The organism is Dehalobacter sp. TBBPA1, assembly GCF_040931655.1.
Lineage (GTDB): Bacteria > Bacillota > Desulfitobacteriia > Desulfitobacteriales > Syntrophobotulaceae > Dehalobacter > Dehalobacter restrictus.
This window is the reverse complement of record NZ_CP162385.1, coordinates 2,146,212-2,158,478: the sequence shown is the minus strand read 5'-3', so window position 1 is coordinate 2,158,478 and position 12,267 is coordinate 2,146,212. Positions and strand designations below refer to the sequence as shown.

Below are 12,267 nucleotides of genomic sequence, written 5' to 3'. Positions count from 1 at the left end.
AGGCTTCCGTGTCTGTGATAAGAACACGGGAGCTTTTTTAATTGAGCAATATATTTACTAAAGTCAGGTTGATATTAACTATATTTATTCTCTGAAAATTACTACCATGAGGTAAAAAGGTGCCTTTTATGAAATGAGGTGGTGAGTAGTGAGTGAAAAAAAGAGCAAGGAGAAACTTCTCGAAGATCTAATTCAGATGCAAAAAAACATTGAAAAGAAGGTTAAGATTCAGGACAGCTTAATAAAAAGCATGCAATTGTTAATTCAAAACGAGGGACTGCATTTTCAGGTAATTGGTAATTTTCCCTATCCTATTGCCATTTTTGAACGCAACGGCATACTGATCATGGCCAATCATATCCTGTTGCAAAGAGCAAACATAAAGCCTGACGATGTACAAGCGGGAAAAATCAATTTTCTAAGCCGCATTACCAATGAGAATTCTGCTGTGCTGGAAGCTGTGGAAGACATCTTTTTAGGGGAAACAACGTTGTTGAAAAATCTAGTTGAGCCTCTCTCCATGTTTGTGAGGGATGACTTCGTCCCGGATTATAGTGACGGTTATGAAAGCGCCGTTTTTTTCCCGGTAGTTGAAAGCAATGATCATATATCTCATGGAGCAGTGATGCTTATGAAATAAGCGGTTATTGTGTGATATTAGCGCTTCTTAAAAAGAACTGGAAAGTCAAGGTGAGTAAATGAAAATAATAAGGTATTTTGTTACTGTGGTGATCATCGTATGTATGGCGTTTATGATAACGGCTTGTGGATCAGGCAGTAAAACAGATGAAAACAGTGGGGAGCAAAGCCAAGGAAATGCGGCCCAAAGTACGAATAGCGACTTGGATGTCGGAGAAAATTTAAAATGGCCTACCGATAGCATGGGAAATCTACCGGGATTAAAAGGCAAGATCAGCGCCGTGTTGAAGGATGACAGTACTGGGCAATGTACAGTGGCTTTTTCCGAAATGGCGAAAGAAGATGCCCAAGCCTATATTGCCGAAATGAAAAAAAGGGGATATACCGGGGAGCTGAGTGTGGCCGACGAGGAAAGTCTGATTCACAGCGGCAAGGCGGCAAACGGTTCAACAGCGGTTTTCACCTATAATGTTACCGCCAAGGAAGGTACGATCTCCTTCGGTACCGGTGACGCTTCCGGCCAATCCGCTACGGCCGTCGATATGACCGATGCTGCGTCCTGGCCGGAAAACTATATGGAAGGCGTTCCCGAACTGGTAGGAAGGATCGTGGATGTTGTCAATGACAATAACAAGAGTGTCACGGTTTCTTTGGAACATGTGGATAAAGCAATTTTTGAAGATTATATCAAATTGCTTAAGCTGAACGGCTTTACGAAAGATGTGGATGAAAGCACAAGCGTTTCTTCGAGTGATTTTCGGGCTTATAATGCTAAAGGCGAGTGGGTTAATGCTTGCCTGAACATTGTGGAAGGCAATAATACAGCGACAATTACAATGGAAAAACCGGCGCAATAGCGATTCGGTTACTTTACAAAAAAGGAGAATTTCCGCAATGAAAAAACTAATGATGCTTTGTCTTTGCTTTATTTTAATGGCTGCTCTTTCAGCCTGCGGTTCTCAAGAAAAACCTGTACAGGACCAAAAACCGATAAGTCAAGGAAAATCCGAACCAAGCGCCCAGCAAACTTCACCGACAACGGCCACAACAGCAGAAACGAAAATTCAGATTACGCCACCCTCCGGCTGGGAGCCGGTAACCGGTTCCGTTCTCCAGGTCCAATATATGAAAAACACGGCCAGCTTTATGGTTAAAAAAGAAAATTTTAGTGGAAAAACTCTTGGTGACGTTGTACAGGAAGCCAAAGGATACTTCGAACGATCCTTTGGTGATGTCAAGTACATTGGTCAATCAGAAAAGATAAGTATAGGAGGAATCGACGCCCAAAAAATCATGTTCACCTGTACGGTCAGTAGCATGCAGATGAAATATGAATATGTCTATCTTTATGTGGGCGCAGACGTCTATGCGATTACTTTTGGCGATTTAGCAGGTTCCTTTGATTCACTCTCGGCAGATTATGCGAAAATACTTTCGGATATCCGCTTTGAATAAAAATATGCCTGGTTTCGTCGAAGTTAGATGATTTTATATGATTACAGAAGAGGAGAATTTTTATGGATCAACAAGAAAAACCAACTCAATTTACAGCGGAAGATATTGAAAAAAACAAAGTGATTTCAGCTCTGGCATATATTATTTTCTTCCTGCCGCTTATCGTTTGCGCAGATTCACCATTCGGAAAATTCCATGCCAATCAGGGATTATTGTTGTTAATCACGGGGGTTGCCGGAAGTGTCATTTTGTCATTTATCCCTGTTTTAGGTTGGCTTCTCCTGCCGTTATTTTCGCTGGCGATATTAATTATTGCAATTCTGGGCCTGATTCATACCTTAAATGGTAAGGCAAAAGAACTTCCCGTTATTGGCAAGTATAGAATTATTAAAAATGAGTAATCCGAGCTGTGGAAAGATTGCAAAAATTAAAAAAATAGTCTGTGTTTTCTTATCTGTTGCCATGCTAATGACTGCCTGTTCCTGCGCGAAAACATCAGCTAAAAAAACAACGGATGATGACCTGAAAAAATTCATTGAAAAGCAAGAGGTTACTTTGGCAGATCAGGAAACCAGCAATAACGACAAAGCGAGTTCATATTATTCTTTAGGGAATGCCACTCTAACCCTGGATAAAACACGCAAAGTTTCCATCCGCTATGTGCCTCTGGGCGGTCCGGTCTTTCTGGAGCTTAAAGATACGGAAGGAAATGTCTGGCGCCTGGATATTCCGGAAAATGCCCTGCCTTATGCCGAAACGATTTCCATGCAATTGGCTGGAGATATCAGCACAGACATGCTTTCCGGCCAGCTGAATGCCGGCGTCGTATTACAACCAGAAGGCCTGCAGTTTATTATTCCGGCCACCCTGTCCATTACCGGGCCAAAGGCCAGTACGGACAAATCCGTTGTTTTTTTCGGGGATCAGTCCGGAAAGTATCTGAATTTTGCTGCCAAGAAAGCGGAAACAGATAAGCTTTCCGTAGAAGTAGCCCATTTTTCTTCCTATATTCTCTATACACCGGTAAGTGAAGGAGAATTTCAGCAGGCGGCTGAAATGGCTGCAGAGTCGTACAAAGAAGCCGTAAAAGAAGCTAAAGCTTTTCTCAAGACCCCGATATCCGTCCCCCCTGTGCCACCGGATTATACCTTTATGTGTAAGGATGAAGATGGCGAAAATGCGTCGGAGGTAAGAAATCGGGCCCTGGATATGTACATTGAAAATGTGGTTCAGCCGGAGAAGGATTTGATCATCAAGCTTTTGGCCTCAGGCCGTGAAGTTGCTCTGTTGGACCAGAACCAGGAAGCCTTTTATTATGCCGGGCTTCTGCAGCTGAGAAATATCAAGAAAGCCGATAAATTGATCGCCTCCTACAAAAATGATGTCGATAAACTGATCCCGGTAATGAACGCTTCTTTGAAGATTTTAAAAGAAGCTCAAACTCTGGGAGTGGATATCTCTATCCAACCTTATTTGGATACGTTTTCCGACTGGATGGTCCGTGCTGCAGACAAGAAGATTAAAGAAATCAGAGAAGAGCATAATTACAAAGCAATGGGACCGGCAGTGTCATTGATTCAGAGCGCGCTGATTTTTACCTCGGATTTTCAGGTCTCCCAGGACTTTTCCCGGAAGTACCTGCAGAAGCTTAAGGATGCGATGACCTTCACTGTAAACTACGACGCCTCGCTGCATTCCGGCATCGCCAATCAAAGAATGACGTTAAAGGGCAAAGTGGAACTGTCCTGGCTGGATGAAAACGACGAAAAAGTGTTTACCGGAAAAGGCGAGGGCGAATATGTAAGCTATTCCAACAGCTCGCCAAATACGACACGAATTGATTATCCCAACAAATATCCGGTGAATATGAAGTTTGTCAACTTCTCTCCCTGCGACAGTAAAACGGTGGATGTTCAAGTGGATACCATCGGAGCGCAGACGGAAGTCTGGTATAACCCCGAGCTTGATCAAAAATCGTCCGATGAATACAGCTTTGTCAACTTTATGGCGGAACAATTATTCCAAGATTACAAACAGGAAGATGGGAATTACCTTTTCCAAGTGCCCTTCACCAACAACAATGCCGTCATGGGCTCGGAAAGTTTCACCAAAACCGCTTCAATCAGCTATCCTGAAGAAGGTAGCGCCTCTGGAAGCATTGCGTATACGATTGAGATCAAGCATACGCCTAAGTAACTACTCTTGTTTTTAAGCATGTTTCAACACAAAGCATACGGCATCGTGTAATAAATGAAATCCCACTACCCGAAAGCAGGAGAAATCAATAGGGATGGTACAAGCAAAGGTTTGTGCTATCTGCCTCGGTGAATGCCGAGAGTCTATATTATTTTTAGGAGGATTATCATGAAACAACCGTCTGTTAGGACTTGTCTGCTATTAATTGTGGCACTTCTCGTTACCGCACTATTCCCGATCACTGCATTTGCAGATTTGCCGGAAGGTGTTCCTTCGTCATTAGAAGCTCCTTCTATCCAGAAAATCGCGTTAAAGACATATGATGACGGCAGGCCATATTTTGAAGCCCAGGTCTATTTCCCCCAGAGCGTTCTCAATCTCGACAGCGAGGCCCCCGGCGGCGGTTCTGTTTTCTGGGAGTATTCGGTGAAGGTTGACGACGGCTCCTGGGAAGAGTTCGGCGGCGGCGGATATATTAATGTTTACACCGGCGGCGAGGACGGCGAAGCGCCCGTTAGCGCCGGTACCTTTGCAATTACCTTCGATCCCATTGACGAAGGTACCCTGACCTCCGTCGATATTAAAAGCCATATTTATTCCTACCAGCTCCGCGTCTACTACGATTACTACGAGGGCTGGCCGGACGTACAGCCTATATCTTCCCCCATATCCAACATGGTTACCATCGGTTCGGGGACGTATTCCAAAACGGATCGTTTGAGCGGAGCAAGCCGAATAGGAACAGCAATTGCGGTATCGCAAGAGGGCTGGCCAAACGGTGCCGGAACCATCATTTTAACAAGAGAGGACAACTATCCCGACGCGCTCACAGGAACGCCCCTGTCCAAAAAATACGACGCGCCCATTTTATTTACCAACCGTCTGACGCTGACCCCTGCCACTGCAGCGGAAATTACCCGCTTGGGAGTGAAAAAGGTCATTATTCTGGGCGGCAGCGGCGCTGTATCCGAGGCGATTGAGAGCAAACTGAAACAGAATTACACTGTGCAAAGGATCGGCGGTACTGACCGGTATGCAACAGCGGCCAAAATTGCCGCGGAGCTTGGCTATAAGGGCAAGGTCGTCATAACGACTGGCCAGGATTTCCATGACGCGCTGGTGGTTGCGCCTCAAGCCGCCTATCAGGGGATTCCCATTTTACTGACCCAGCCGAATTCCCTGCCGGCTGTTATTCAAACGGCGCTGCAAACGATAGCACCTACGGAGACCATTGTGGTTGGAAACCCAAGTGCCGTCAGCAACAATGTACTGAGTCAACTTACCAACGCCCGGCGCATCAGCGGCAGTGACATCTATGAAACGGCGGTTCTGGTGGCAAAGAATTTTGGGGCAAATACGGAAAGAGTATTTCTGGCTACGGGTAAGGATTTCCCGGATGCGCTGTCCGGTTCAGCTGTAGCCACCAAATTCAACAGCCCGATACTGTTTGTCGGAGACCCGCTTTCCGCTTATGTTAAGCAGTATCTGGGGGATAACAAGCAAAATACCACAACGGTCCAACTTTTAGGAGGGACAGGCGCTATTGCGGACACGGTTCGCAATGAAATAGAACAAATTTACGAATAAGTTTAATTGGAATTTAAAGTAGAGAAAATAACCCAATATTGGGGATGCGTTGCGCAGAACTCGGGAGAGCGCTTGCTTCGCATGTAAGAGGTCGTGGGTTTGAATCCCATCATCTCCACCAAATGAGCTCAATAATTAATACAATAAATGTACAGAAAAAGTCAAAGAAGCCATTGCCTAAAAAGCAGTGGCTTCTTTGACTTTTTCAGTGGCCTTATTTAGTACAGGACATTTCTGTTACCATAGCTTCATTTAATATGGATGATTATATTTGTATCACTGATATGGCAAAAGCTAAAGGTGGGGATGCACGGGCTGCTGATATCATAAAAATATGTATTGCCACAGAGTGATTATACAAAACAGACAGAATGGGTTGCTTATGCGGACGAAGCCGATTTATTAAATGTAGCGCTTTTCGGCTGTACGGCGAAACAATGGAGACGGGCTAATGTAGAATTGGCAAAGAAAAATAATATCAGAGATTTTGCATCAATAAATGAATTAACGGTTTTATCCAATCTCAAAACACATAATGCCGAGTTAATAAAAGAAGGAAAAAGTAAAGAAGAAAGGCTCGCAACTACAAATAACGCTATTTTTCTAAAAATAATCAACTTATCGATTGAATTCGTTGTATTATTTGCGGTATGGAAGCATAATTAAAATATACAAAGTTCTCCTGTGAAAGATTGAATTTATGAATTATACACAACCCGAGAAGCATCAAGATGATGGGGAATTACACAGCGGAGGGTTCAGGTGCTTTGTATTCATGGGAAAATACCCGGTGCTGTCTCTTTGGAAACGCTTGGGCCATACCGGAAATGCACAAAAACCGAGAGATGAAAGGTATAAGAAGAGTAAACCGGAAAAGGAATAGAAATTCGGGAGAATGATACGATGAAACTGCTCCATATTGCTGATCTGCATATCGGAAAGCGCGTCAATAAATTTAATATGATTGATGATCAGAAATACATACTGGAACAGATCTTGCGAATAACCGACGAGGGAAAACCGGATGGTGTCCTCATCGCTGGGGATGTCTATGATAAGAGCCAGCCTTCCGCTGAAGCGGTGGAGCTGCTCGACGAGTTCCTGACAAAATTGACTGCATTCGGACAGCCCGTTTTCATGATCAGCGGGAATCATGACTCTCCTGAGCGATTAGGCTTTGGAAGCCGGATCATGCAGAAAAACGGACTTCATATCGCCGGTGTATTTGATGGTGTTCTGCAAAAGGTATCGCTGGAGGACGAGCATGGTATCGTCAATATATACTTGCTTCCCTTTCTGAAACCGGCTATGGTGAAACCTTATTTTGAACAGCTAATGGAGTCCTATGACGAAGCTGTGCGTGCGGTCATTTCCGCGACGGAAATCAATGCCCAGGAACGAAATATTTTGCTGGCGCATCAATTTGTGATAAGTGGCACACAGCAGCCGGAGCGTTCGGAGTCAGAAAGCCTGTCTGTAGGTGGTCTGGACAACGTGGACGTTTCCGCCTTTGAGTCTTTCGATTATGTCGCATTAGGCCATCTCCATAGACCACAGAGAATCGGACGGGATACCGTCCGCTATGCCGGTTCACCTCTAAAATATTCCTTTTCCGAAGTACGTCATCAAAAATCAGTGACATTTGTTGAGCTTGGCGTAAAAGGCGAGCTTTTAATCCACCAGCTTCCGCTTATCTCTCTGCATGATCTCCGTGAAATCAAAGGGCCGATTGCCGGACTGCTTCGCATTGGACGGGAAGAACCGGATAGTGCGGAAGATTACCTCCATGCAACCCTAACGGACGAGGAAGAAATCTATGACGCGATTGGGCAGTTGCGTCAGGTGTATCGTAATCTGATGGTACTGAACTTTGAAAACAGCCGCACTAGACAAGCCGTTTCCGCACAGATTGCCGTTTCCGGTGACATTGCCGAAAAAAGCCCGATGGATTTATTTGCGGCATTCTATCAGATGCAAAACAACAACGAGCTAACTCCAGAACAAGTCCAGGTAATGGAACGGATTTTTGAACAGGCGGGAGGTGCTGGAGTATGAAGCCGTTAAAAGTAGTGATGAGCGCCTTTTGCCCCTATGCCGGCAGAACTGAACTGGATCTGGCAGCATTTGGTGGTCAGGGATTATTTCTCATTACCGGTGATACCGGCGCTGGAAAGACAACCATTTTTGACGCCATCGCATTTGCACTGTTTGGCGAGGTGAGCGGTTGCACCAGAACCGTGGACACCCTGCGCAGTGATTTTGCAGAGCCTAATGCTAAGACTTATGTCGAATTTACCTTTCTGCATAAAGACAAGATGTACTCCATAACGCGGAATCCCCGCTATGAGCGGCCCAAAAAGAGCGGCGACGGGGTAACGACTGAAAATTCCGATGCCACGCTGCAACTGCCTGACGGAGACATCATCACCGGCTATCGGGATGTTACGGTAGAAATCGTTGAGCTTTTAGGTATCAACTATCGACAGTTCAAGCAAATTGCTATGATTGCCCAGGGTGAATTTCTCCAGCTTTTGCTTGCGGACAGTAAAGAACGGGGCGATATTTTCCGGCGTGTATTCAATACCGATCTTTATCAAACTGCGCAACGCTTATTGAAAGACAGTGAACGCGAATCTAAAAAGCGCTGTGAGAGCATTGAGCAGAGCATCTTTCAATATATCTCTGGAATCGCCTGCCCTGAAAGTGAGCAAGGGCAGATATTATCCGCGAAGATAGGCACAGCTACCATACATACCGCGGAGGATATCCTGTCAGAATTACAGGCTTTGATCACAGTGGACACAACTCTTCGGGATAGCTTAAAGCAGCAGGTAGATAAACTGGATAAGGATCTTGCTTCGCAGATTGCCATAATCATGCAGGCCCAATATATTAATCAAGCCTTTTACGATTTGAAGATCGTCCAAGAAAAGCGGAACGCTCTGATCGAGCGTCAAGGGGAACATAACGTTCAGAAGAAAATGTTGCAGGACGCGGAAAAAGCGCTATATATCGTCTCTCGCCTGGAAGCCGCATTTTTGCGGGAGCAGGAAGCCGAACAGAAATTAACACAGAGCATCATGGCACTGGATATTGAAATACAGGCACAGATAAAAGACCTGGAAACAGTACAAACCGCCTACCAAGCAGAGAAAGAAAAGGAACCGGAGCGGGAAAAGCTTGCTTCCGCAATTGATCGGCTTACAAAAATGCTTCCCCAGTATGAAGCTTCCGAGCTACTTGAAAGAGAATTGGAAAAACTGACGGAAAAGCAATCGGCAGTTTGTGCGGCGCTGGGAGAACTCCAACAGCAAAAAGCGGATTTTTTGGAGCAGAAAAATAACCTCAATCAAGAATTGGAGCGTCTTGCGGACATAGAGGCAAAAGCGGCGGTCTGTGAGCAGGAAGCAAAACAACTGCAAGCCACTCAATCCGGATTGCTTGATCTACAGGATTCTTTATCCAGGCTCAGCAAATTACAAAGTGAGAGCGCCAGGCTGCAGCAGCAGTTCACTAGTGCACAAGGGGCATTCCAAATTGTTAATACAGTTTATATGGAAAAAGAAACTGCTTTTTTCCGTGAACAGGCGGGACTTCTGGCGGCATCACTGGAAGATGGAAATCCCTGCCCTGTATGTGGTTCCACTGTTCACCCCAACAAGGCAACGCTGGGCGCGGATGCTCCTATCGAGGCAGAGCTGAATGAATTAAAACAAAAAAGTGACCTTGCCCGGCAGAATATGCAGGAAGCCAGCGAACAGTCGGCTGCTAAGCTGGCGGAAGTCAAACTGGCGCGGGAACAGTTGGTACATGCTGCCGGAGCATATTTCCCCGATGTCGATAAGAGCATCATGCAGGAGCAACTTGCGACCCTGATCGAATCAGCCTTAGCAGAAAGCAGGCAAAAAAAGAAAGAGAATGACGATCAATATCTCCAATTGAAAAAACAAGTCTCTCGTAAAAACCAATCTAAGGAACAACTTGCATCTTTAGAGGGATCCTTAAAGACCAACGAGGAAGCAACGACTCAGAACGAACAACAGAAAAATAACATCATCTCAGATATTGCTTCCAAGACCGGAGAACTCAAGGTGCTCAAATCCTCTTTGGAGTATGCAGACCGCCAACAGGCTGTGGCATCTATAGAAGAATGGACGGGAAATCTAAATTCTTTGAAAGAAGCTTTCAGGCAAGCTGAAGAAGCATATCATGCACTTCAAAACAAGTTGGAGGGGAACCAAACTCTTCTTTGCGACCAGAGAGAAAGACTGAGCAACACCATCCAAACAAAACAACAGGCACTGGCAGCTTACACAAAAAAGCTGTCTGAATGTGATTTTCCCAATGAAGAAGCCTATCATAGCGCATTGAAAACAGAATCGGAAATCAGCGAGTTAAAACATTCTATCGACCAGTATCAGAATGAAGTCCAAGCTGTAGAACAGGATTTACGGAGGCTTTTCAAAGAAACCGAAAACAAGCAGAAGCAGGATATGGAACAGCTTGAAGCCGCAAAACAAAAGCTGGAGCAGGAAAAAAGGAAGGCGGATGAATCCATTCGGACGCTGATAGCGCGGTTGGGAACCAATGAACCGATTGCAAAAGCTCTCAGCAGAGCAATCTCAGACGCAGCTATCTATCAACAGGAATACCTCCTTCTGAGCAATCTTTCAAAAACGGCGAACGGCGAGTTGGGCGGCAAACAAAAGCTGGCATTTGAGCAGTATGTACAGGCTTCATACTTTAACCAGATTCTTATTGAGGCAAACAAGCGGCTGAAGATCATGACAAACAGCCGGTTTGAGCTTCTGCGCAGAGAAGACGCGGCAGATCTCCGTGCTCAGACCGGACTGGAAATTGATGTTTTGGATCATTATACCGGCCGGATACGTTCGGTAAAGTCGCTGTCCGGCGGAGAATCCTTTAAAGCATCCCTGTCCCTAGCGCTGGGACTTTCTGACGTGATTCAAAGCTATGCCGGCGGCGTGGAAATCGATACATTGTTTATTGATGAAGGCTTTGGAGCATTGGATACCGAGTCATTAGAGCAGGCAATGCAGACGCTTATAGGTCTTGCGGCGGGAAATCGTCTGGTCGGCATAATTTCTCATGTGAGTGAGCTGAAAGAGCGGATTGACCGGCAGGTTGTGATTATGAAGAGTAATAGGGGAAGTAGTATTAATCTCATTTCTTGAAAAAATCGAGAAGAAAACTTCCGGCTGGCCTAAGTAGCGTGTTTAGCCTGATGCCTATTTTAAAAATGGTGTATTAATAAATTAGAAAACAGGTAGAATTTGAAAATAGATGGAACTGCATATTGAATGAGTGAATATTTATGAGGCAGAGTTTTTAGGTCAACCCAAAAGACCTACAGACTCTGCCTCTTTTCATGTCCAAAACAGAAATGGAAATAAGGTGCATTTAACATTAGTAGTTCGAGAATATATTTGAATATAAGCATAAAACAACATCCCCAAAATAGTGCCATGAGAAATATATCTTAGTATTTTTCAGTGAAAAGGCTTGGGTTATAAGGTTAAACCTGATTTTAATATTCCTTTATATTTATCTTGACATTGGAGTACACTCGACTTAGCAAGCAGAAATGTAGAAGTTGTTATAGTTGGAAGTAATAATGAGCAAGCGAACTTAGCAAAAGAGGAAATAATTCGACTATCAAATAATTCAGATGTACATTGCATTGTGGCTGACTTGAGTACGCATCAAGGGGTAAAACAATTGGTAAAAAATGTTCAAAATATGTAGGAGTATATTGATTTTTAGTTTGCACTTTAGGGGTCTTTTTACAAGATTTGCGGTTGTCTAAAGATGGCCATGATATGAATCTTGTTATAAATTATGTTTCGCATTTTGGGTTGGCAAATGAATTTACAACGTTACTTGAAAAAGGAAAACATGGACGAATACTATTTGTTGGAGCTTTACCTTATGCTATAAATCATGCAAAAGTAAAATTACCAGAGTTTAAACCTCAAAAAGCAGAGACTTATCAATACATTAATGTAATTAACGATGCCACAGTTGCTCGAGTGTTACTGACTTAAAAACCAGAACATCACGGTTAATATTTTCCATCCTGGTTATATTCCTGATTCAAATCTGGATAGAAATAGTGGTTTCTGGATGAAGCTTATTGGTAAAATTATGGGGCGTTTTTCTAAAAAGAATTCAACAGTTGGGTCGCAACTTGCTCTTGACGAAAAGTTTTCTAATAATACTGGACATTTTTTCAACGATAAAGCGGAAATTGTATCCTTGGAGGAAAAATACTCGCGCAAACTTAGTAATGACTTGTGGGGAGAAAGTATAGAGTTATTCAGTTAATTTTCAACTTTGACACGTTGCTATGAGTATATAGGAGGGAGATTT

11 protein-coding genes and 1 tRNA gene are annotated in these 12,267 nt (G+C 44.1%); all 12 read left to right on the top strand.

Annotated features, from left to right (window positions below; genetic code table 11):
• The first annotated feature begins 148 nt into the window (after window positions 1-148).
• Window positions 149-640, top strand: coding sequence for a hypothetical protein (locus AB3489_RS10570; RefSeq protein ID WP_368292834.1), 492 nt, complete (start codon window positions 149-151; stop codon window positions 638-640).
• A gap of 58 nt (window positions 641-698) precedes the next feature.
• Window positions 699-1,496 (top strand): hypothetical protein, encoded by a 798-nt coding sequence (locus AB3489_RS10565; RefSeq protein WP_368292833.1) that lies wholly within the window; start codon window positions 699-701, stop codon window positions 1,494-1,496.
• A 37-nt stretch (window positions 1,497-1,533) separates the two neighbouring features.
• A complete protein-coding gene (locus tag AB3489_RS10560) occupies window positions 1,534-2,094 on the top strand; it encodes a hypothetical protein (protein WP_368292832.1) in 561 nt (186 codons plus the stop codon).
• 62 nt (window positions 2,095-2,156) lie between these two features.
• The gene (locus AB3489_RS10555; RefSeq protein WP_368292831.1) at window positions 2,157-2,495 is read left to right on the top strand and encodes a hypothetical protein; all 339 of its coding nucleotides are present in this window, start codon (window positions 2,157-2,159) and stop codon (window positions 2,493-2,495) included.
• Window positions 2,488-4,290, top strand: a complete 1,803-nt coding sequence (locus AB3489_RS10550; RefSeq protein ID WP_368292830.1) for a hypothetical protein — start codon at window positions 2,488-2,490, stop codon at window positions 4,288-4,290. The genes AB3489_RS10555 and AB3489_RS10550 overlap by 8 nt, the downstream gene beginning before the upstream one ends.
• Window positions 4,291-4,458: 168 nt before the next feature.
• The gene (locus tag AB3489_RS10545) at window positions 4,459-5,877 is read left to right on the top strand and encodes a cell wall-binding repeat-containing protein (RefSeq protein ID WP_368292829.1); all 1,419 of its coding nucleotides are present in this window, start codon (window positions 4,459-4,461) and stop codon (window positions 5,875-5,877) included.
• Window positions 5,878-5,917: 40 nt separating this feature from the next.
• Window positions 5,918-5,998: transfer RNA gene (locus AB3489_RS10540), tRNA-Ala, on the top strand.
• A 218-nt stretch (window positions 5,999-6,216) separates the two neighbouring features.
• Window positions 6,217-6,543: a hypothetical protein gene (locus AB3489_RS10535; protein WP_368292828.1), complete on the top strand. Its 327-nt coding sequence runs from the start codon at window positions 6,217-6,219 to the stop codon at window positions 6,541-6,543.
• A 237-nt stretch (window positions 6,544-6,780) separates the two neighbouring features.
• On the top strand, window positions 6,781-7,932 hold the full coding sequence (locus tag AB3489_RS10530) for an exonuclease SbcCD subunit D (protein WP_368292827.1): 1,152 nt from the start codon (window positions 6,781-6,783) through the stop codon (window positions 7,930-7,932).
• Window positions 7,929-11,072 carry an AAA family ATPase gene (locus AB3489_RS10525; RefSeq protein ID WP_368292826.1) on the top strand — a complete coding sequence of 1,048 codons (3,144 nt, stop codon included), beginning with the start codon at window positions 7,929-7,931 and terminating at the stop codon, window positions 11,070-11,072. Before AB3489_RS10530 ends, AB3489_RS10525 begins: the two co-directional genes overlap by 4 nt.
• A gap of 645 nt (window positions 11,073-11,717) precedes the next feature.
• Window positions 11,718-11,942 carry a hypothetical protein gene (locus AB3489_RS10520; protein ID WP_368292825.1) on the top strand — a complete coding sequence of 75 codons (225 nt, stop codon included), beginning with the start codon at window positions 11,718-11,720 and terminating at the stop codon, window positions 11,940-11,942.
• A gap of 79 nt (window positions 11,943-12,021) precedes the next feature.
• On the top strand, window positions 12,022-12,222 hold the full coding sequence (locus AB3489_RS10515; protein WP_368292824.1) for a hypothetical protein: 201 nt from the start codon (window positions 12,022-12,024) through the stop codon (window positions 12,220-12,222).
• The last annotated feature ends 45 nt before the right edge of the window (window positions 12,223-12,267 follow it).